The sequence below is a fragment of the Nostoc sp. genome (assembly GCF_036917435.1).
Classification (GTDB): domain Bacteria; phylum Cyanobacteriota; class Cyanobacteriia; order Cyanobacteriales; family Nostocaceae; genus Nostoc.
Genome location: NZ_JBALDM010000003.1, coordinates 1 through 23,846, shown reverse-complemented (window position 1 = coordinate 23,846; position 23,846 = coordinate 1). Strand labels below are relative to the sequence as shown.

The window sequence follows — 23,846 nt, the reverse complement described above, 5'->3', positions numbered from 1 at the left end:
ACTTTTAAATTCCATTAACTTTTACCTCGTTCAAAGACGACATGATTATTGTATGATAAAAATTAACTAAAAACCCACAAAGTCAACAGCCTAGGTTCAATCCCAGCGGCATCAATTCATCCGCCCTCAGCTTTGACCCTGCCCTGGTTAAACAATTGGGGCTACCAGCCGTTCCGTCAGGTAATGCCGGGACTATCTCGATCGACACCGCCTCTCTTAACGTGGACAATGGAGCCATAATCGGCGTGAAAGCTGACGGGGTAGGGTTGGGCGGCACGCTACAGGTGAATGCCAATCGGGTTTTCCTGAATCACGGCAGTTCTTTGACTGCAACCACGACATCAGGCGAAGGCGGCAATATCGTTGTGAACGCTAGCAATTTACTCTTGCTGCGTCAAGAGTCTTCAATTAATGCCACTGCTGGAGGCAGTGGAAGTGGCGGGAACCTGACGATCGCTACCCCCATCATTGCCGGAGTTGAAAACAGCGACATTGTGGCGAATGCGTTTCGAGGTCAAGGCGGCAACATTCAAATTAGCACTCAGGGCATCTTTGGACTTGAGTTTCGCCCTCAACTCACGCCACGGAATGACATCACGGCCAGTTCCCAATTTGGCATTAATGGTACTGTGCAAGTTAATACCATTGGTGTCGATCCAAATTCTGGCTTAGTTGAACTACCAGCGAATGTCACCAATCCATCCCAGCAAATAGTCAGTGGTTGTTCTGTAAATCAAGGTAGTCGATTTGTGGCCACGGGACGAGGTGGTGTGCCGCAAAATCCCAATCAGCAAGTTGGGAGCGATGTCTACGACGGGCTACGCCTACGTACTTGGTCTGACATCCGTGATATCTCTGCATACCGCAATACTGACACAGTTACGGCACAAATACCCGAATTTCCAGAGGTCCTTGTCCAAGCTACAGGTTGGCGACGTAATGCCCAGGGCAAAATTGAATTAGTTGCAGATAAATCTTCTGCTCAGATGCAACAACCATCGTTAACTTGTGCTGCGGTGTCAAACTAATCAGTTTCACCGATGAAAATGTTAAATTCAAAACAAGCGGAGGTTTTGATATGACTGAAGTTTTACCCAAACTACTTACCTTTAAAGAATTTATCCTATGGCTACCGGAAAACACTAGTCAGCGTTACGAATTACACGATGGGATAATTGTTGAAATGTCTCAGCCAAGTGGAAAAAATGAAAAAGTTACGGGATTTTTAGCAGGAGAAATTACCGTTGAATATAAGCATTTGCAATTGCCATATTTTATCCCCAAAACAGCCTTAGTCAAACCACCCAGAAAATCATCTGGTTACTCTCCAGATGTGGTTTTAATCAACGATGCTAATTTGCAGAACGAGGAATTGTGGGAAAAAGAATCTACCGTGACTCAAAGTAAATCCATTCCTTTAATTATCGAGGTTGTGAGTAAAAACTGGGAAGATGATTATTACACCAAGTTAGGCAATTATGAAGCAATGAAGATTTCCGAATACTGGATTGTTGATTATGCAGCTTTGGGAGCAAGAAAATTTATTGGTAATCCTAAACAGCCAACTATTTCTATTTATAATCTAGTTGATGGAGAATATCAAGTCGCTCAATTTAGAAATTTGGAATGTATTATATCTCATACTTTTCCAGATTTGAAACTGACTGCTAATCAGATTTTTAATGGTGTTTTGTAGAGCCACTTTGTTAAGCTGCGCCATGTCTACGACGGGCTACGCCTACGCCCTTGGTCTAGGGTGTTGACTCTGTACCGAATGGCACTAAGAAAAGCCCAAAGACTTATGTAGCCTCGTTCCCAGCCTGGAGGCTGGGAATGTATTCCGAGAGGCTCTGCCTCTCATCAAGAAAGAGGAGGCGGAGCCTCTCGGAACTGGTTCCCAGCCTCCAGGCTGGGAACCAGTTAATAACACGAATAATTTTCCCAAAAATTCCCGAAAAATGCACAAAGTCAACAGCCTAGCTTCAGCCCTGCTTTTATGCAACTTAAATGCTGATTAGCTTATCCCCGATATCTCTGCATGTAGGACAACAGGCAATACAACTGCTCAAACTCTTCAATCACCAGAAGTTCTGATTCAAGCTACAGATTGGTATCGCAACACGCAAGGCAAAGTGCAACTAATTGCGGCTTCATCTCCTGCCCATCTGCAACAAGCATTAACGTGTGCTGCTGTGACTAAAAGTTAATGATGTGATTAATCATGCCATTTAGGGAACTCTAATTTTAAGTCAGCCATAAGGAAATGTTTTGTCATGAGAGTCATAGCCTTTCTATTTATATTAATAAGTGGGTTGTTAACTCCAGAGATGATGCGATCGGCTTTAGCCCAGGTAACATCAGATGGTACTACCAACACTATTGTCAACCAAAACGCTAATAATTTTAATATTCTTAACGGTATAGAAAAAGGTAATAATTTATTTCATAGCTTCACTAATTTTTCTGTGCCTACTGGCGGTTCGGCAACCTTTGATTTAGGGAATATGCCAAATATTACAACTATATTTAGTCGGGTTACAGGTGGAAATATTTCTGATATTCAAGGATTAATTCAAACTCTCAACAGTAATAATCCTGTGAGTTTGTTTTTAATGAATCCGGCGGGGATTGTCTTTGGTAAAAATGCCTCGTTGAATATTGGCGGCTCATTTATCGGGACAACGGCAAGTAGTATTAAGTTTGCCGATGGCACAGAGTTTAGCGCTGTAGATACTTCCAGTAGACCCTTGTTGACGATGAGTGTACCTGTGGGGTTGCAAATGGGTAGCAATCCCGCCCCTATTACTGTGCAAGGCAACGGATACCAACTCATAACACCCAATTACAACAGCCCCCCGATCAGAAGTGCTACCCCCACAGGGTTAGAAGTCGAACCGGGTCAAACTCTGGCTTTGATTGGCGGCAACATTAGCTTAACAGGTGGGACGCTCACGGCAGAACAAGGACAGGTGGCGATCGCTAGTGTCGGGGCTGGCCGGGTCGGTCTAACTCCTAGCTCTCAAGGCTGGGATCTCGACTATAGTGGGGTATCCAGCTTTCTAGATATTCAACTTTCCCAACAGTCAATGCTAGATGCTAGCGGCATTGGCGGCGGACGTATTCAAGTGCAAGGGGCAAATATCAGCCTAAAGGATGGCTCCATTCTGTTGATTGAAAGCTTCGGCTTACAACCCGGTGGGGGAATTCAAGTCCGCGCAACAGACTCATTCCAAATTCTGGGCACTACTCCCGATGGCAGCCTTTCAACTGGGTTACGGACGATTCAGTTAGGAGCATCTGAGGGTGGTGCGATTGTGGTTGAGTCTCCACGGTTGAGCCTACAGCAAGGGGGGGTAATTCGTTCTGATACATATAGTGCGGGTAGCAGTGGCATGATTACTATTAAAGCTATAGACTCTACGGAAGTTAATGGGTTTTCTCCACAGACTCTTACGTCCAGCAGCATTTTCATCCAGACCTATGGATCGGGAGCGGCAGGGGCGATCGCCCTCTCAACTAGGTCTTTGACGCTTTTGGAGGGTGGGACGATTAACTCTGTAACTTTAGCTACAGGCAATGCTGGGAATGTGACAATCAACGTGGATGGAAGGCTCTCTGTAATTGGTGTGCAACCGACTTCTCTTCAGCCCAGTAACATTTCTTCCGCAACCATTGGCACTGGTAACGCTGGTAATCTCACCCTCAATACTCGACATTTGATAATCCAAGCGGGAGCCAGAATCGGTTCATCCACTGTGGGCAGAGGCAACGCGGGCAGTGCGATCGTGAATGCCACCGAATCCGTTGAGGTGCAGGGGAAGGGGCCTGGTACTCTCAGCCCTAGTACCATTGAGTCTGCTGCCACGATTCTCGATCCCGCTTTACAACAACAGTTCAACTTACCTCCTGTGCCGAGTGGGGCATCGGGCAACGTCACCATTAACACGCCTCAATTAAGCGTCACTGACGGCGCGTTGGTTAGTGTTAGTAATGCTGGGGTGGGGAATGGCGGGGACTTGCTCGTTAATGCCGATGCCATTCGACTGGATCGCCAAGGAGGTATTACCGCCTCTACTCAATCGGGGGAAGGTGGCAATATTAATTTGCAAGCTAATAGCTTGATTTTACGGCACAACAGTACAATTACGGCAACCGCTAATGGTACTGGTAACGGTGGTAATCTCGCTATTAATTCACCGATTATTCTGGGATTAGAAAATAGCGATATTATTGCCAATGCTTTTGCAGGCAAGGGTGGCAATATTCAAATTACCACTCAGGGGATCTTTGGTCTAAAATATCGGACTCAACTTACTTCTGAAAATGATATTACCGCCAGTTCTCAATTTGGAGTTAACGGTAATGTCCAAATTAATAGCCCTGATGTCGATCCTAATTCCGGGTTGATGCAACTCCCTGGTAATTTAGTTGATCCATCGCAGCAAATTGCTACAGGTTGTGTGGGTAGTCAAGGTAGTAGTTTTATAGCCACGGGACGGGGTGGAATACCGCAAAATCCCACACAGGAAGTCAGGAGCGATGTCTACGACGGGCTACACCTACGCACTTGGTCTGACACCCGCGACATCTCTGCGTACGGCAAAGCACAAGCTTTACAAGCGCAAACGCCTACATCACCAAAGGTTCTCTTGCAAGCAACTTCTTGGCATCGTAATGCCCAAGGAAAAATTGAGTTAGTTGCAGATCAACCAGCCAACTTACAACCATCTTTAACCTGTGCTGCGATGTCAAACTAATCAGTCCCGATATTGAAGTAGAAGGCAGGAGGAATAGGTTATGTCATAGCATCGACTCAACACCTAATTTAGGTGAAGGTTACAAACCGCCAGATTAGTAAAAGGAAAACAATCTCTAAAATATAACTAATGAAAACGCTAGGATTAAGTAGCCCATCCCAAACATATCCTTTACGCTTGGAGACTGTATTTCGTTTAAACGAGCGACACCACTCTCCAAAAATAGCAGGACTTCTTAGCTTGCAATCTTTTAGTAGAATTTCCTCAATCTCAATTACACGAGGATAAAATCCTCGCTGAAAATGCTTCCATTGACTTTCTAAAACCCAGAAGAAGACAGGAATCGCTGAACCTAGCAGAACAATCAGACCTTGCTTCTGCTGTAAGGCAAGAGCGATCACAGCACCAGTACCTGTAATTCCAAGAGCTTTAATCACCCAAATTTGCTTATTGTAGTCTTCGATTATAGTTTGTAAGAAAAAATATTCTTGTCTGAGCGTATCTAGCTCAAACTCGGAAGGTGGAGTGAAGTTAGAAGGTTGTATGTTAGACATTTGATACAAAAAGTATGAATGAGGATAGAATAAAGTATAAATTTGCATTTCGCACTAGTGAGTAGAAAATGCAAACGTTTATTGTTGAAGCACTTTAATAGCTATGGTATTGCCAATTCGCTACTTACATCTCTCAGACTTTCATGTAGGCAAGGATGGTTACGCCCAGAACAATATGTTTAGAGAAATCCTCAAGCATATTGAAGAGAAGCAAAAGCAGGATTGGGTGCCAGATATAGTTTTTATTACAGGGGATATTGCTAATCGCGGTCAAGCAGAAGAATATGAGACTTTTGCTTATGATTTTCTGATAAAACTCTACGAAATTTTTGGGAAGGCTTGGCAGGGATCTATCCTAGCTGTTCCGGGGAATCATGACGTAGACAGGGACAAGATCGAGTTTCTGGCACGGGATGAGATTTGTCAAGCTGACCGTAAAGTTTTTGATGCAACAAAATCTGGTCTGACAAAGCGTCAAAATTTCCTACTGCCTGGGGTGAGAGCTTACCTAGAAAATGACGACAGCCGTGCTCCCAAAAACTGGCTCGATTCTCCTGCGGGTACCTTTTCTCAAGTGCTAGAAATTCGGAATATGAAGCTTGGCATCGTTGGCATCAACACGGCTTGGTTATCCAAGGACGATAAAGACAAGGGAAATTTGACACCTGGGGTAGATTTAGTGAAGGAAGCACTAGAACAGTTGCAAGATTGCGATGCTCGGATCGTGTTGGGGCATCATCCACTGGATTGGTTTCTGGAGAAGGACGCAGAACGAATTCGACAAATCTTTGGCATACATGGTGTCTTGTACTTGCATGGTCATCTTCATAAAGCCAGGGCAAAAGGGGACGAAAGCAGCGGAGGCAAACCTTTTTTGAACATTCAGGCGGGGGCAGCATTTCAGGCACGGGATGATGAAGTTTGGAAAAATGGGCTGCTGTGGGGAGAATTGGATCTGGAGCAGCAGCAGATTCGGTTGCAACCGCGTCACTGGTCTGCTGACCATCAAGGATGGGTGTTGAGTAGTGAAGCGTTTCATCCACAGCGACAACTAAAAAATGCGGATTGGTGGGTTTTCTCTTTACCTGGAACTAAGCAACTTGCTACGAAATCACCAACAGTTTCTAACCAATCGACCTTCCCGAAAGTGATGCCGCCAACAGGCTGGAACCTTGAGAATCATGAGACCCTAGCTAGTCGTCGGGCTGCGCTGGAGAAAAATGAATTATCAGAGCAGGAAGCGTTGCAATATTTTGATGGCAGCACTCCTAGTTTGCGGATTGTCCTGTCTCAGATTATTCCCCAGCGAGAGATTGTCAGGGAACTGTGTGATGCGCTCAAAAGTGGACAAGGGCAAGACAAACCCACGGTTGTTTTGCTGCTGGGGGCGGGGGGAGAAGGCAAATCGACGGCGGTATTTCAGACACTAGTTACCTTGGTAGAGTTCGATCCGTCCTGGCAAGTATTGTGGCGGCATGACGTAGATGCTAACCTGTTGGGCACAGAGATTTTGGCGTTGCCGAAGGATGGGCGAAAATGGTTGATTGCCAGCGATGATGCAGATGGGATTGCTGGTGGAGCGTTTGAAACGGTGAGGGCTTTGCGTAAAGAGCAGAGGGACGATGTGCAGTTTTTGTTGACCTGCCGAGATACAGATTGGATTGCTAGTGGGAAGGAAGCTAAACCACCACGAGATTGGTCTGCGATTGCTAATTTTCAGCAGAAATGCATTTCAGGGCTGAGTCGTCGGGATGCAACGGTGGTGGTGCAAGCGTGGCAGAAGTATGGAGACAAGGGGTTAGGGCAACTATCCGGCAGACCGGAGGCAATGGCGGTGCAATTATTGATGGATTCTGCGGAACAGGAGTCTACAACAGGAGAAGGAGCGTTTTTTGGCGCGATGCTGAAAATGCGGCTGGGGGATAAACTCAAAGACCATCTCTTGGTTCTATTGAATCGATTTGCCACACGGGAAATTCCAGGGGGTAGCAACTTGCAGCAAGCGTTTGCCTATATTGCTGCGATGCACGCGGAAGGGTTGATGTTCCTCTCCAAACCAGTTTTAGCAAAGGTTCTGAGGTGTGAGAAACAAGAACTAAAATCAAAAGTATTGTTTCCTCTTGGTAAAGAGGCGGCAGCAATCCAGGCGGGCAATTTTATTTTGACACGCCACAAAACTATCGCTCAAGCAGTTGTGGAGATTCTTTCTGAGCAGTTTGGAGAGGATGTGGATGAATTGTATGTGGATCTAGCTAAGGCAGCAATTGCTGCGAGAGTTGAAGGAGAACATATTCCTGAACTTCAAGAATGGGATTTTTCCCTCCCAGGGCATTTCAAGAAATCTCAAAGATTTAGTTTAGCAATTAAAATCGCTAAAGGAATATGTGAAAAAGACCCTGATGATCCTTACCGACTGGTAAACTTGGCAAAACTCTATCGAGATGCAGAAGATATAAGCCAAGCTATTGAACTTTTTAGAAAAAATTCCAGCCAAGCCCGTGGGCATCGTAGTTTCTTTGCCGAATGGGGAAATGCAGAAAGTCATGAAAAGAACTACCCTTTAGCAGTTTGGATATCAGCATTAACTCTTGCGGATCAAGTTTCTATGAAAAGACCTGACAATCAAAATGCTAAAATAGGGTTTACTCTACTTGGGACGAGCTTTCTAAAGCTTTATGATGACTTTAATAATCGTATTTTTGTTGAGGGTTTAGGTGCAATCGCTAACTTAGGTTTCCTGATTGCAGATCGCAACAACAGACAAGACCAAAGATACTTTGGGGATTTTTTAAACAGAAGCAGCGTTGAAAATGTTCCTGACATGGATTGGCAAACTGCCCTCCGAACCTTTCCCACCGCCATCCAAGCTGCCTATGAACTCTGCGGTGAAAAAGATGATTTTCCAAGCCTTCCCTCTCCTAGTGGAATGACCTTTAAAGGGCTGACCTATTTGATTGATAACGCTGTTGAGCGGCATGAACAACGCAGGAAGGTGTAGAGAGGACAAATATTAAGTTGCGGGAAACTATAATCCTGCCCTCTCAGAACCGGATGTGCGCCTCATAAAGCATCCGGCTATAATATCGGGTTGGCATCGCAACGAGTTAGGCAAAGTTGAGTTAATTGTCGATAAATCTTCTACTCAGGTACAACAGTCGTTAACCTACCCTGCGGCTCCTAAAAGTTAATGATGCGATCAATCGGGAATACTAACTTTAAATCTGGTAAAGAAAGTTTTGGTGATGAAAGTAGTACCCTTTCTATTGATATTCACCAAACAAGGCAAAAGTAAAAAGTAAAAAGGCACTCATAAAGAAAAAGAGCAGTGGTTTGAAGCCCCTGTCTTGAAAAGTTTCCTACGGCGGGAGACCCGCTTGACAGTTCTTTTCGCTAAATTTATTTATGGAACGAAATAAAAACATTTATTTCGAGACGCATAGCGCAAGAAATAATAAGTCCTTAATCATTTCCCCTGAATTTATTTATGGGGATTATCTTTTTACTTTTTACTTTTTAATGCCAGTTCGCAGTTTGGGGTAAACGGTACGGTTCAAGTTAATAACATTGGTGTCGATCCCAATTCTGGCTTAGTAGAATTACCAGCAAATGTAAACGATCCATCGCAGCAAATAGCTAGTGGTTGTTCTGCAAACCAAGGCAGTCGATTTGTGGCGACGGGACGGGGTGGTGTGCCGCAAAATCCAACTCAGGAAGTGAGGAGCGATGTCTAGGACGGGCTACGCCTAAGCACTTGGTCAGATATCCGCGGATCTCTCTGCATACCGCAAAACCAGAGAAGTACAAGCCCAAATACCTAAATCTCCAGAGGTTCTTGTTCAAGCTACATCTTGGCATCGTAATACACAGGGAAAAATTGAATTAGTTGCATCTTCTACTCAGGTGCAACAACCATTAAACTGTGCTGCCGTTCCTAAAATTTAATCATGTTATCAATCATGCCCTGAACGGGAACTATAACTTGAAATCAAGTAAAGGAAGTTTTTGCTGATGAGAGTTCTACCCTTTCTATTGATATTAATAAGTGGGTTATTGACTCCAGGGATGATGCGAAGGGCTTTGGCTCAGGTAACATCTGATGGCACTACAAACACCATTGTCAATCAAAGTGGTAATAACTTTAATATTCTTAATGGGATTGAAAAAGGTAATAATTTATTTCACAGTTTCACTAATTTTTCTGTACCCACTGGCGGTTCGGCAACCTTTAATTTAGGGAATACGCCCAATATTACAACTATATTTAGTCGGGTGACGGGTGGCAATGTTTCCAATATTGATGGGTTAATTCAAACTCTCAATAGCAATAACCCGGTAAGTTTGTTTTTGATTAATCCTCATGGGATTGTCTTTGGTCAAAATGCTTCGTTGAATATTGGCGGGTCTTTTGTGGGAACAACAGCGAATAGTATTAAGTTTGCTGATGGGGCGGAATTTAGTACGAATAATCCCGGTGCCTCACCGTTGTTGACGATTAGTGTACCAATTGGTTTGCAGATGGGTAGTAATCCTGGAGCAATTGAAGTGCAAGGTGCCGGGCACACCGGGCAATTTAGTGACTTGCTTCAGGTATCTGGGCTGAACCTTGGCACCAAAGGCTTGCAAGTGCAACCCGAAAACACGCTGGCATTAGTGGGTGGAAATATTGCCCTGACTGGCGGCTTACTCTCAGCATCGGGAGGACGGATCGAGTTAGGCAGCGTCACCAGTGGCGTTGTCGCCCTCAATTCCAACCCTCAAGGATTTGTCCTCAGCTATGGCGATGCTTCTGGTTTTGGCGATATTCAGATGACGCAGCGATCGCTAGCTTCGACCCAAAACTTAACTAACAGCAGTGGTGGCTCTATCCAATTGCAAGGAAAACAAATCAGTCTACGCGACGGTTCTCTGGTGTTGATGCAAAATCGCAGCAATCAGGCGGCAGGGGATATTACCGTCAATGCCACAGAGTCGTTGCAAATTATTGGCAAGTCTCCAGATTTCAAGGCTGCCAGCGCTTTGGTGAATGAAACCGTTGCCGATGGTGCTGGTGGGAATATTGCGATCGCCGCACCGCAATTTCTAATCGATGGGGGCGGGTTTGTGCTGAGTCGCACCTATAGTTCATCTCCGGGCGGCAACATTTTGGTGAATGCTAGTCAGATGCTGGTCAACGGCTTTGCCGCCAATGACTCTAATCAATTTAGCTCCGGCAGTTTGCTGCTGGCATCATCTAATAGTAGCGGCAAGGGCGGCAATGTTGACATCACCACTCAGAACCTGTCGATCTTTTCCGGGAGTAGAGTGTCAGCTAGCCCCACCAGTTCCGGTGTTGGCGGAGATGTTAGCGTGAGTGCCAATTCTATTCAGATCAACGGTGGGACGCGAAGTTCGGTTCCCACTTCCCTGTCAACAACAGCGTCGGGTACGGGGAATGCAGGCAATCTAACTTTGAACACGCGGACGCTATCAGTTGAGTCAGGTGGGGTTGTGTCGGTTTCTAGCGTCCGCTCTGGAAATTCTGGATCGCTGACGGTGAATGCCTCAGAGTCGATCGAAGTCAACGGGACGAGGCGGACGTTGATTGGTGCTTCCGTTCTTGCTTTCCTCGATCCAAATTCCGTTGCCAATGCAGGAAGAATCACCCTGAATACGCCTGTGCTGACCGTTCGCAATGCCGGAATCGTCTGGATTGATAATCAAGGATTGGGTAATGCTGGCAGTTTAACCGTGAATGCTGAACGGCTGCAACTCGGAGGTGGGGGCAGCATTGCGGCATCTACCCGATCCGGCAACGGGGGCAATATCAATCTGCAACTGCAAGAGGGCTTGATCCTGCGTCATGGCAGCAACATTGCTGCCACCGCAGGCGGCAATGGTAATGGTGGTAATATTCTCATCAATTCACCGATTATTCTGGGCTTAGAAAACAGTGATATTGTTGCCAATGCTGTTCAAGGAAGAGGTGGCAATATTTACATTACAACTCAGGGAATGTTTGGATTTAAATATCGTCCCCAACGGACTGACGAAAACGATATTACCGCCAGTTCTCAATTTGGAGTTAACGGAAATGTGCAAATTACTAGCCCCGATGTCGATCCTAATTCTGGTTTAGTACCATTACCTGAGAATGTAACTGACTCCTCGCAGCAAATTGCCAGTGGTTGTTCTGCAAATCAAGGTAGTAGTTTTGTGGCCACAGGACGGGGTGGTATACCGCAAAATCCTAATCAGCAGGTTGGGAGCGATGTCTATGACGCGCTACACCTACGCACTTGGTCTGATATCCGCAATTTGGCGGCATACCGTAAAACTAGCGAAATCACAGCCCAAATACCCCAATATCCAGAGGTTTTTGTTCAAGCCACTAGTTGGCATCGTAATGCTGAGGGCAAAATTGAATTAATTGCGACTCGACCAAATACCCATATCCAACCATCATTAACTTGTGCTGCTGTTCCTAGAAATTAATTCAGTCTTTTTATGGTTTACCGTCATAAAGTCCATAAGCAGTTGGCGTACAACTAAATGATGTAGTAAAAACTCAAAAAATATTGTTTCTATCTTTTGCCTCTTACCTCCAAACCCCTAGCTTCATACTTCATACAAAGGAAAACTGCTGTATTATACTGAGTTCGCAATATTATATTTAACAATAATATTTATCATAACTATTTATTTTTACTCGTGATAGTACGGTTCATAACAAGGAATATTCCAAGTTACGATCTGAAAATAGATGATGCAAATGAAAGTACTCTGATGTATACCTTATGGCATCATCGTAAAATAGGTTATTTTTCGTTTTAATTGCCTATTCGCACAAATTTGCAAGGAGTTTTCCGAGCCTTTTTTGTCACAGTTTATGAGGTGCGTTGTTTATTCTGCTAGCGATCGCTGTGACAGTATTTTAACCTCACAAATTTCAGATTTTCTCAATAAGTACTCTCTCAGGTGTTGCCTGAGCAGTGCTATGGCTGAATACATAATCAAGTCGGTTACAAGTCCGTTATCTATACATTAGGAGCATGGAAATGAAATCAATTCTGGAATTAATTAACCAAAAGAACCAGGAATATGCCCAATTACCGTTCTTTAAATATATGGAAGACGAGTCCATTGATCCACGGCAGAGACTGGCATTTGCCCCTGTGATTACTCCACTCGCACTGGAGTTTAGCGAGTTGTGCAAACGAGTTCTCAGAGATGAGCCAACGACTAATTACATTCAAGAGATGGTAAATCTGCACACGCATGAAGAACATTTCCATTGGCAATGGTTACTCGAAGACATGGAGAAGATGGGGATTGACTATCAGATGCGGTTCAGTGATGCGGTGCGATTCATTTGGAGCGATGATACCAAGGTTTCGCGTTCCATGTTTCCTCTGTTTGAGCGGTATACTCGTGGAGCAGATCCCATTATCAGATTGGTTGCTATTGAGGTATCTGAGGTGACAGCGAATGTCTTTTTCCGTTCAACCATGTCTGCGGCTCTACAACTGCAAGAAATGACTCAAGCAGAGTTCCGTTACTTTGGTATGCGTCATAACCACATAGAAAATACCCACACTCTTCATACTCCCGCTTCTTTCCAAATAATGAGAGAGATTGAGGTGTCGGAAGAGGTTCGTCAAAAAGCACTTGAGTTGATTGATGTGGCGTTTGTGTATTTTACAGACTTGATCAATGAGTTTTTAGTTTATGTTAAGACCCATTCTTACCAAGAACCTTTTGTTAAAGTGTACCAACCAGAGCGATCGCTAACATCTATCTAAACCCAAGGAAGGGTAAGTAGGTAGGCGTAATTAAATATACAAGATCAAACCTCACCCTCAATCCCTCTCCTTACTAAGGAGAGGGAAGCCGGAGGCAGGGTAAGGTTTTATATTTAATTTTACCCACTTACTTATTGGTAAAGCACAACCTCAATAGAGCGACTATACCCGGTTGAGCAAAATCAACCGGGCTTCTCAATTTTTTACCTGAATAAAATTTACATAATCAATTGTGATACTTCGAGTTAATTAGGGAAAACTGAACTCAGGTTATCCAGTAGCAAGTTTTATGGTAGAGAATCGAGTCGATGTTCCCGGCTATGGGATTGGTGAAAGAATTTACACTAGCGCTCGCACCCTGGTTTACCGAGGTTGGCGAGAGGCCGATCAAACTCCTGTTGCGATCAAGCTTCTTAAAAATTCTTATCCCAGTCTGATTGAGTTGGCTCAATTCAGGAATCAGTACTCAATTGCAAAAATCTTAAATGTTCCTGGGGTTGTTCAGATATATAGCCTGGAGAGTTGTCAAAATCGACCGGCCCTGATATTAGAAGACTTTGGCGGAATTCCTTTGAAGGAATACACCACTTTTAGAAGCAAAGGATTCAGCGAGACAGGAAATCAGGAAAATTCCTCACATCTGCATCCTGATTTTTTGACTGAGTTTTTACAGATTGCGATCGCACTTGCCGATATTCTGGCTGATCTCTACCATCACCAAATCATCCACAAGGATATTAAACCTGCCAATATCCTCATAAACCCTACCACAAAGCAGGTCAAACTCATTGACTTTAGCATTGCTTCACTGCTACCAAGAGTTAACCAAGTTTCAACCAGCCCAACTATTTTAGAAGGAACTCTCCCCTATCTCTCCCCCGAACAAACTGGGCGCATGAACCGGGGAATTGATTACCGCACTGACTTCTATTCACTCGGAGTCACTTTCTATGAACTGTTAACAGGGCAATTGCCATTTCAATCGGATGATTTGATGGAATTGGTGCATTGTCATCTAGCGAAACAACCACCACCTTTAAGGAATAAAGAAGAGATTCCCCAAATTCTCTGTGATATTGTCATGAAACTGATGGCAAAGAATGCTGAAGATCGCTATCAGAGTGGGTTAGGGCTAAAGCACGATCTGCAAATTTGTTTGGAGCAATTGCAGGAAAGTGGAAATATTATCCCCTTTCAGCTAGGGTACAGGGACGTTTGCGATCGCTTTACGATTCCCGAAAAACTCTATGGACGGGAAGTAGAAGTGGCAACGCTCCTAGCAACATTTGAACGAGTACGTCAAGGAACTGCTGAAATGATGCTTGTGGCAGGTTCCTCTGGCATTGGCAAAACAGCAATTGTCAACGAAGTTCACAAACCAATCACCCGTCAGCGCGGATACTTTATCAAGGGCAAATTCGATCAATTTAATCGGAATATTCCCTTTTTTGCTTTGGTGCAAGCATTTCGAGACTTAATGAGCCAACTACTGACAGAGAGTGATGCTCAAATTGACCAGTGGAAGACTCAAATTTTATCTACCTTGGGTGAAAGTGGTGAAGTGATTATTGAGGTGATTCCAGAACTGGAACGAATCATTGGCAAACAGCCCCCCCTCCCAGAATTATCGGGTACTGCTGTTCAAAGCCGCTTTAATTTGCTGTTTCAGAAATTCATTCAAGTATTTACAACTCAAGAACATCCCTTGGTTATTTTCCTCGATGATTTACAGTGGGCAGACTCGGCTTCTTTAAAACTGATGCATCTGTTGATGAGTGAAGCCAGCAAGTCTTATTTGCTAGTGATTGGAGCATATCGGGATAATGAGGTTTTTTCTGCACATCCTCTGATGTTGACCATTGAGGAAATGCGTCAAGAAGGGATTACAGTTAGTAGTATTATCCTTTCTGCCCTTACCCAAACCGACCTGAATCAACTAATTGCAGATACCCTAAAATATTCAACAGAACAAGCAGATGCGATCGCCAATCTGGTGTATCAAAAGACCAAAGGTAATCCATTTTTCACTAACCAGTTTCTCAAATCGCTCCATGAAGATGGGCTGATTACCTTTGCCAGCCGAACAGGTGATTGGCAGTGCAATATTGCTAAAATTAGGACACTTTCTTTTACAGAAGATATTGTCGGGTTTGTGGTGCTGCAACTCCAAAAATTACTACCACAGACTCAGAATGCGATCAAACTGGCTGCTTGTGTCGGCAATCAGTTTGATTTAGAAACCCTATCGGTTGTTTATGAAAAATCTCTAGCCCAAACCGCAGCAGATTTGTGGCCAGCCCTCAAGGATGGATTAATCTTACCTAGTGGGGAAGGGTATACACTCTTTCAGGATGAGTCTGTTGTCATAGATGATTTGACAAATGACAACATATCAATAGCTGTTACCTACAAATTTCTCCACGATCGCATTCAACAAGCTGCTTATTCACTAATTCCGGCGCATCAGAAACCAGCAACTCACCTCAAGATTGGTCAACTGCTGTTGAGCAATACCCCGGAAACTGAGCAAGAATCGCTGATTTTTGAACTTGTCAACCATTTGAATATTGGTATAGAACTGATCGCATCCCAAAGCGATCGCCAGCAACTAGCACAACTCAACCTGTTGGCCGGAAAGAAAGCCAAGTCTTCCACAGCTTACCAAGTAGCAATTGAGTATTTAACTACCGGGATTCGTTTACTGAGATGTGACTGTTGGCAAAGTCAGTATGAATTGACTCTGACACTGCACGAATCAGCCGCCGATGCTGCTTATCTTGGTAACGACTATGAACAGATGGAACAATTGGCTCAAACAGTGATCCAGCAAGCCAAAACTCCACTGGATGAAGTCGGCATTTACGAAACCAAAATCCAGGCATATACAGCTAAAAATGATGTCCTGGGAGCGATCGCGATCGCCCGTCAGGGAATGAGTCAGTTCGGCGTGGTTTTCCCAGAAACACCCACTCCGCAAGATATTCAGCAAGCCCTTCAAGAAACTGCTGCCTTAATTAATGGTCGTGATATTGCAGGATTGCTTGACTTACCTGTAATGGTAGCCGCAAATAAGCTAGCAGTTACCCGAATTGTGGCAAAAGTTGCTCCAGCCGTTTACATTGCCAATCCAAATCTATTTCCACTACTGATCTTGTCTCAAGTCCAAGTATCTATTGAGTACGGCAATGCTCCATTTTCTGCCTTTTGTTATGCCTGCTATGGGATTCTGTTAAGCGGAATTCTTCAGGATATTGAAACAGCCGATCAATTCGGTAATCTTGCCTTGGCACTAACTGACAAATTTAATATTAGCGACATCAAACCCACAGTGTTTTATGTTGTGGGTGCTTTCATCACCTATTTGAAGTCTCCTCTGCAAAAATCTTTGCAGTTAATGCAAGAAGGTTACAAGATTGCTCTAGAAACCGGTAATGTATACTACGTAGGCTTCAATACCAAAGACATCTGCCAGTATTCCTATTTCCTGGGTCGAGAGTTAAACTCCTTAGAACAAGACATCCGGGCTTACAGTCATATTTTGGAAAACTTTCAGCAAGTCACGACTCTCAACTACTGCCGTATCTTTTGGCAAACAGTTTTGAATTTGCAAGGGCTTGCTGAGAATCCCTGTATTTTAACAGGGGAGGCATTGAACGAAGCAGAATTTGTGACTCAACTGGTTCAAGCCAATGAATTGACAGGACTTCACTATTTCTTCCTGCACAAATTGATTCTCTGTTATTTGTTTGAAAACCTCTCTCAAGCAGTGGAAACAGCCGTTCAAGCGAGAGAATATTTAGTTGCAGGTACTGGCTATGCCAGTGTGCCGATGTTTTGTTTTTATGATTCCCTGACGGCTTTAGCAGAATATTCTACAGCTACAGCCTCTCGCCGAGAAATATTACTAGAACAGGTGAGAGAAAACCAGGAAAAAATGCAGACATGGGCGCACCACGCACCCATGAATTATTTGCACAAATTTGAACTAGTGAAAGCCGAAGAATGCCGAGTTTTGGGACTGATGACAGAGGCAGTGGATCATTACGATCGCGCGATCGCAGGGGCAAAAGTCAATAGATATATTCAGGAAGAAGCCCTTGGCAATGAACTAGCTGCCCGATTTTATTTAGAATGGAACAAAGAAGCGTTGGTAAACCCCACCGTTGGCGTAGCCTCTCCAAGAATTGGTATCGCTCAAATTTACTTAGAAAATGCCTATTATGCTTACTTCAGTTGGGGAGCGATTGCCAAAGTTAACCAGTTAGAACGCCAATATTCTCAATTATTGCTGAAGGTTTTTCAACAGGATGAAACTGGTTCTTCAACCCTCACCACTACAATCGGATTGAATCACAGTAATTCCACGGGGACTGAAGCATTAGATTTAGCAACAGTGATGAAAGCCTCTCATGCACTGGCTGGAGAAATTGAGTTAGAAAAACTGTTGACAACCCTGATGCAGGTTGTAATCGAAAATGCTGGGGCTGAAAAATCAGTCCTTCTGCTGCTTCAAGAGGATAATTGGGTAGTTGCGGCTAAAAAAACCAGCCAAGCAATGGTTGAAGAGGAACAATTTCTAGCACAGGCTACGCCTACCTACGAAAACCTCCACTCCCTTCCTCTTTGCGACAGTCACGATATTCCCAAAACGGTTGTGAACTATGTCTCACGTACCTCCGAAACCTTAGTACTAGATGATGCCCGTAAAGAAACCACCTTTGCTAACGATCCCTACATGATTATATGGCAACCCAAAAGCTTGCTATGTACGCCTATTCACAATCGCGGCCAGCTTATTGGCATCCTCTACCTAGAAAATAGTTTGACAACTGGAGCCTTTACCCAGAAACGTCTTGAGGTTTTGCGGTTGCTTACAGCACAAGCTGCCATCTCGCTGCAAAATGCCATGTTGTATAACAATCTAGCCGTAGCAAAAGCTCAACTAGAGGACTACAACCATACTTTGGAGCAAAAAGTGGAGCAGAGAACTCTGGAGTTAAATGATAAAAATCAGCATCTCTTAGAAACTTTAGAACAACTGCAACACACACAAAGCCAACTGATTCAAACTGAAAAAATGTCTTCATTGGGACAAATGGTAGCAGGTGTTGCCCACGAAATTAACAACCCAATTAACTTTATCTATGGCAACCTCAGCTATACCAATGAATATTGCCAAAATTTGCTGCATTTAGTTGAGCAGTATCAACATTACTATCCTCAACCATTTGTTGAGATTCAAGAAGAACTAGAGGCAATAGATTTAAACTTCCTTAAGTCAGACTTGCAAAAATTGCTGCAATCAATGAAGCTGGGGGCAGATCGCATCCGCCAAATTGTCCTTTCTCTCCGCAATTTCTCGCGCCTGGATGAGGCTGAAATGAAAACTGTCAATCTTCATGAAGGCATCGACAGCACCTTATTAATTTTACAGCACCGTCTAGAAGAGAAAACACACCGTTCCACAATTGATGTGATTAAGGAATATGCACAGTTACCAGAAGTTAATTGCTACGCCAGTCAGATTAATCAAGTATTTCTGAATATTCTCAGCAATGCTATTGATGCATTGGATTCATCATTCACTACTGAACATATACTAACGAAAATCCCCACGATTCAAATTCGTACCAAAATGACTGATGCTGATACAATAAATATTACAATTTCAGATAATGGAGTTGGAATGTCTGAAGAAGTAAAACAGCGCCTATTTGATCCCTTTTTTACAACAAAACCGATTGGCACAGGAACAGGCTTAGGATTATCGATTACTCACTCTATTGTCGAAAAACATGGAGGACAATTAAGTGTAATATCCGAACCGGGAAAAGGAGCGGAGTTTTCTCTTTCTATCCCCTTAAATTGCCAAAATAATCATAAACTTTGTCCCCTGTCCAAAAGTTGACGAACAGTGGATTTGTCCATTGTGTTTATCAGAAATAATTTGGTAACTGATGGCTAATCCTAGCCCAGTTCCCTTACCTACAGCCTTAGTTGTAAAAGATGGTTCAAAAATTCTAGCTTGCACTTCAGGAGGCATACCAAAAGCGTTATCTTCGATGCAAATTGAAACAGTTTTTTGCTGATGTTCTACTGATGTAGCGATCGTGATGGTGTGAGGTGTAGCAGCAGTAATATTCTGAACTGAGCCGTTTTGATAGAGGTCATCAAATGCATCAATAGCATTAGCGATAATATTCATAAATACTTGGTTCAGTTGTCCAGGATAGCAAGTAATTGGAGGCAAATTACCATATTCTTTGACAACCCCGATTTTCGGGCGATTTCCTTGGTCTTGCAATCGATGTTTTAAGATCATTAAGGTACTATCAATTCCTTCGTGGATCTGAAACTCTACCATAGATGAGATATCAGATCGAGCAAAGGTTCTGAGAGAAAGGCTGATGTCCCTAAGACGACCAATTCCCTGGTGCATCGATCCCAAAATGTTTGGTAAATCTTCAATCAAATACTCTAAATCAATCTCTTTAATAAGTTCTTCAATTTCTGGATCTGAATGTGGTAGCTTTTCTTGTTGGAGATTTACCAAACGCAGGAGATCCTTGATATATTCCTCAATATGAGAGCAATTTCCACTAATAAAACCAATTGGGTTATTAATCTCATGACCTATCCCTGCAATCAGTTGTCCAAGGGTAGACATTTTCTCACTCTGAATTAGTTGTAGTTGAGTATTTTGTAATTCTTGTAGAGATTGAGTTAATTCTATAGTACGTTCTTGTACTCTTTGTTCAAGGGTACGAGTCAGATGGGAGATTTTTAGATGTAACTTTAATCGAGCAATGACTTCTTCCTGCTGGAAGGGTTTGGTAATATAGTCAACTGCACCAATTTCCAGTCCTTTCACTTTATCGGTGGCATCGGCCAAGGCAGTCATAAAAATGATCGGAATATTTTGAGTGATGGAATTAGCTTTCAACCTGCGGCAAGTTTCAAATCCATCAATACCCGGCATCATGACATCCAGGAGAATGAGATCGGGAATAGCGTATTCTGTTTGTTCGATGGCAGATTCTCCATCGGTTGCCATGAGTGTTTTCCAGCCACAACCCTGAATCGCTTCTGATAGCACTTTCAGATTGTTGGGATTGTCATCTACCAAAAGAATATACATTGGCTTCAAAAGAGGTTCGATCATTATTGACGTGACTCAGTTATTACAAAAGATTTAAGGAACTTACGAATTTTTCCGGTTTGGAAGTTGGCAGTAAATTGGCTCAACTCATTTGCGAAAGGAGTTAGCTGACTGTCTTGCTTAATTAACTCTTTTATAATTCCCTCAATTGCCTGAATATCTCCCATCATTGCCAGATGATAAAGTTGTTGCAAAACATCCTGTGATGGCAGAACCAATTTAGCATCAGCTTTCTCTTCAGGCTGGTAAGATGACTTTTGATGTGTAGATTGAGCATAAATCCACTCCACTTTTAGCAGTAATCCCAGTGCATTAAATAATTCATCAATTTGCAGAGGTTTCGGTAAGAATGCTGTAGCCCCTGCCTGGAAACTCCGTTGCCGATTTTCCTCAAAGACGCTGGCACTAGAGACGATAATTGGAATAGAACAAGTTTGTGGATTTTCTTGTAAGTGAACCATGAATTCAAAGCCATCCATATTAGGCATAGCTAAATCAAGGAGAATCACATCCGGGTGATGTTCAGTTACTATCTGTAGCGCCTGTTTGCCGTCGCGTGCTTCTTGGGTTCGACAGCCAATTTCTTGGAGCAAACTAGTCAACATAAAACAGTGGTTAGCATCATCATCAACAATGAGAATTTGAGGTGCAGTACCTTGAATCCCGGTGATTTTCTGATGGGTTGGGGTTGCTGCTACATCCGTCGTTGGCATTGTTTCTGTCTCCCAGTCATGGGAAACTGGTACTGATATGATCAAATCTAGCGAAAAAATACTACCTTCACCCAAATGACTCTGTACTTGAATTTGGCTGCCCATCAATGCCGCAATTCTTTGACTGATTGCTAATCCCAAGCCAGTACCTTCAGATTTCCGCCCTGCTTCACCTACTTGCTCAAAAGCCAAAAAGATTTTCTCTAGTTGGTTTGGTGACATCCCAATACCTGTATCTTCAATCTGGAAGCGAATTTTCTGGTGTGTCATTTGTTGAGACTCTTGACTAATGACATCTACCTTGAAAGTGACGCTACCGTTATCTGTAAATTTGATTGCATTACCGAGTAAGTTGATCAAAACTTGCCTTAGTCGCTTTTCATCCACTTCAATGGCAACTGGTAGGCGATCGCTGATTAAGATATTAAATGCAATCCCTTTTTGTTTGGCTCGGATACTGCAAATCTCGGTGACACCATGTAAAAAACTGGTCAGATGTACATTCGTGGTAACTAATTCTAATTTCCGAGCTTCAATTTTTGAAAGGTCGAGAATGTCATTGATTAGCATCAGGAGGTGTGTTCCACATTGGTGAATAATGCTGACACCTTCGAGATTTTTCTCTGTCATGTTTGGCGATACTTCTAGCACCTGAGCAAAACCAAGGATGCCATTAAGTGGTGTACGTAGTTCATGGCTCATATTTGCCAGAAACTCGCTCTTTGCTTCGTTAGCAGCATCAGCAGCAAGCTTTGCCTCAAGCAGTTCATGAGTTCGCTCTTCAACTTTGAACTCCAGAGTTTTGGAATAATTTAATAGTTGAGCGTTGGCAATTTCTAGTTGCTGATTCGTTTCTTCTAACTGCCTCTGTTTATAAGCATTTGTTGTTGCTATCACAGTGCTGATGAATGCGGCTAAAGCGGGTGTGACTGGAATTAGAGTGCCATGTAAAAACATCTCATAGCCACTTCCCACAAACACGCCACTGATGGCTATAGTTGCCCAGAGAATTTTGCTACCAGGAATCCGCAGCCTGCGACTGGATAAGAACCAACTACCACTAGAACCGATCGCAGACCATAAAATAATCCAGAGTGACGCAGCCCCGCCAGAAATGCCGTACAGGTTTGTATTCCCTGTTTTTGCCCCTTGCACTAGTTGATGGGCAATATTGGCATGGACAACAACCCCAGGCATCTGTTTTTCGACAGACATCCAGGAGATACTGAAGGGTGTGTTGAAGAAGTCATTGGTACTAGAGGCGATTGATCCGATAAACACCATGCGATCGCGCATTAGATTGGCTGGAATTTTCCCTGCTAAGACATCGCGCATGGCAACTGTCCGAAATGCCGTTTCTGTTCCATGCCAATTGAGAAAAATTTGATAGCCGCCTAAATCAGCATCAAAGTAGCCTGGTTCTTGATTGTTTAGTGGTACGTAAATTGCCTTACCCAACTGAAACTTTTGTTGCTTAGGGTCAATATTTTTTAAACTAATCTTGTCGGCTTCTAAATACTTGAGTGCGACAACAGTTGCCAGCCCAGCTTTGAGCGTATATTGCTCTTTGGCATCAGTTGCCGTTAGGAGGGCGCGACGGACAAAGCGATCGCCATCCAAGACTAAATCTGCTAATCCGACTTGATTGAGTTTCTTCAAATCTGGTGACGGATTGACACGCTCTCCGGTGATTTTCTCAACGCCAATTAAATTGGGAGTGCTGCGGAAAATTTTTACAAGTTCTTCATGTCCGCTTCCCTCTGGTAAATCTCGATAGAGATCCAAGCCAATGGCTCTGGGCTGCTGCGCCCGAATCTTTTCTAGTAATTTTGCTAACGCCCAATCTGGAATTGGCCATTTCTGTACCGATTGGATATCGCGCTCATCAATTGTAACAATCACAATTTCATCAGCGATCGTATCCAGCGATCGCTGACGAACCCATTCATCACGAATTTTCCATTCAAGTAAATTGAAAAATCCCAACGATTGCCCGACAATGACAGTCAAAGCAACAGTGGGAGTAATAATCAAAACGCTACGAGTCCGTTGGATAAAACTCTGAAATCTTCGCCACATAGGGACTGGGGATTGGGGACTGGAGATTAAGGGCTGGGGATTGGGGAGTAGAGGGAAAATAATCAATGCCCAATGCCCAATGCCCCATGCCCAAATTGCTATTAGTTCGCAGATACTAATAACGGAGATGTAACAATTTCCTTCAAGCTAACTGAAGAAAGGAGTTCTTCCCATTGTTTGGTAAGAGTCATGTTGGTAGGTTGAGCGCTGTGTAAGGCTGCAAGTTTTTCTACACAGTCATACCAAACGCCATGTTTACCAAAAGCCTCCGCCTGCTTCAGAGCATCTTTTTGCTGCATTATTGTTGCCAGTTCAGCATTAGGCTGGATGCGTTGAACCCAACCATCGATATAAGGTGTATTTGGACTTAGCTGGCCATTAAGTTTGACAGCTAGGAACCAATGGTAGTTTTTCCCAATAGCTAAAGCGGGTGCATCAGCTGGTAATTTGACAGCCATTACCCCAGCTTGGAGAGCAACAGGAATGGTCATTTGATACTGTGTATTACCAGCTTCATCCTTGAGGCTAAACACAGCTTCTTCTGCATTAGAAGCTGGGAGATATACCAGAATTGTGGGACGTTCAGACACTGTTGTGCCATAGAAGTTTTGGGGTAGGAGTGCGATTATGGCTGCTGGGCCTACTGCACCTACAGTTGAAGGATTTAAGTCGTAACTACCAACGCGAGAAGCTCCTCCAGTTGCTTGTCTGGGAGCGCTTTTGCCTGCACTAGGTGTAAAAAGGTCGCCTCTAGAAGCTCCTCCAGTTGCTTGGCTAGGAGCGCTTTTGCCTGCACTAGGTGTAAA

At 43.6% G+C, this 23,846-nt stretch carries 12 protein-coding genes and 1 pseudogene; 9 read left to right on the top strand and 4 right to left on the bottom strand.

Features of this window, described 5'->3' with window-relative positions:
• Nucleotides 1–155 precede the first annotated feature (155 nt).
• From V7K98_RS01960 to V7K98_RS01950, 3 genes are all read left to right on the top strand, one after another.
• Nucleotides 156–1,028 carry a hypothetical protein gene (locus V7K98_RS01960; RefSeq protein ID WP_442940384.1) on the top strand — a complete coding sequence of 291 codons (873 nt, stop codon included), beginning with the start codon at nucleotides 156–158 and terminating at the stop codon, nucleotides 1,026–1,028.
• Between the two features lie 50 nt (nucleotides 1,029–1,078).
• On the top strand, nucleotides 1,079–1,696 hold the full coding sequence (locus tag V7K98_RS01955; RefSeq protein WP_335019082.1) for a Uma2 family endonuclease: 618 nt from the start codon (nucleotides 1,079–1,081) through the stop codon (nucleotides 1,694–1,696).
• A gap of 577 nt (nucleotides 1,697–2,273) precedes the next feature.
• Nucleotides 2,274–4,757 (top strand): S-layer family protein, encoded by a 2,484-nt coding sequence (locus V7K98_RS01950; RefSeq protein ID WP_335019080.1) that lies wholly within the window; start codon nucleotides 2,274–2,276, stop codon nucleotides 4,755–4,757.
• Between the two features lie 68 nt (nucleotides 4,758–4,825).
• Here the strand turns inward: V7K98_RS01950 and V7K98_RS01945 are convergent, their stop codons facing one another.
• The gene (locus tag V7K98_RS01945) at nucleotides 4,826–5,311 is read right to left on the bottom strand and encodes a hypothetical protein (protein WP_335019078.1); all 486 of its coding nucleotides are present in this window, start codon (nucleotides 5,309–5,311) and stop codon (nucleotides 4,826–4,828) included.
• A gap of 103 nt (nucleotides 5,312–5,414) precedes the next feature.
• On the opposite strand from V7K98_RS01945, the gene V7K98_RS01940 reads away from it, so the two are divergent.
• The 6 genes and pseudogenes from V7K98_RS01940 (at nucleotide 5,415) to V7K98_RS01915 (ending at nucleotide 18,997) form a co-directional block, all read left to right on the top strand.
• On the top strand, nucleotides 5,415–8,309 hold the full coding sequence (locus V7K98_RS01940) for a metallophosphoesterase (RefSeq protein WP_335019076.1): 2,895 nt from the start codon (nucleotides 5,415–5,417) through the stop codon (nucleotides 8,307–8,309).
• A gap of 55 nt (nucleotides 8,310–8,364) precedes the next feature.
• Nucleotides 8,365–8,499 carry a hypothetical protein gene (locus tag V7K98_RS01935; RefSeq protein ID WP_335019074.1) on the top strand — a complete coding sequence of 45 codons (135 nt, stop codon included), beginning with the start codon at nucleotides 8,365–8,367 and terminating at the stop codon, nucleotides 8,497–8,499.
• Nucleotides 8,500–8,829: 330 nt separating this feature from the next.
• Nucleotides 8,830–9,253, top strand: a pseudogene (locus V7K98_RS01930) (filamentous hemagglutinin); the annotation flags it as partial.
• Nucleotides 9,254–9,319: 66 nt separating this feature from the next.
• Entirely contained in the window at nucleotides 9,320–11,782 is a 2,463-nt protein-coding gene (locus V7K98_RS01925; protein ID WP_335019072.1) for an S-layer family protein, read from the top strand.
• A gap of 563 nt (nucleotides 11,783–12,345) precedes the next feature.
• The gene (locus V7K98_RS01920) at nucleotides 12,346–13,089 is read left to right on the top strand and encodes a hypothetical protein (protein WP_335019070.1); all 744 of its coding nucleotides are present in this window, start codon (nucleotides 12,346–12,348) and stop codon (nucleotides 13,087–13,089) included.
• Between the two features lie 289 nt (nucleotides 13,090–13,378).
• Entirely contained in the window at nucleotides 13,379–18,997 is a 5,619-nt protein-coding gene (locus tag V7K98_RS01915) for a trifunctional serine/threonine-protein kinase/ATP-binding protein/sensor histidine kinase (protein ID WP_335019068.1), read from the top strand.
• Here V7K98_RS01915 and V7K98_RS01910 read toward each other — a convergent pair.
• The 3 genes from V7K98_RS01910 to V7K98_RS01900 form a co-directional block, all read right to left on the bottom strand.
• Entirely contained in the window at nucleotides 18,950–20,251 is a 1,302-nt protein-coding gene (locus tag V7K98_RS01910; RefSeq protein WP_442940383.1) for a hybrid sensor histidine kinase/response regulator, read from the bottom strand. The two genes, V7K98_RS01915 and V7K98_RS01910, sit on opposite strands and share 48 nt — an antisense overlap.
• Entirely contained in the window at nucleotides 20,251–23,040 is a 2,790-nt protein-coding gene (locus V7K98_RS01905; protein WP_335019066.1) for a CHASE2 domain-containing protein, read from the bottom strand. The genes V7K98_RS01910 and V7K98_RS01905 overlap by 1 nt, the downstream gene beginning before the upstream one ends.
• Before the next feature lie 101 nt (nucleotides 23,041–23,141).
• Nucleotides 23,142–23,846: DUF928 domain-containing protein (locus V7K98_RS01900; RefSeq protein WP_335019064.1), on the bottom strand; the 705-nt coding region annotated here is incomplete at its 5' end.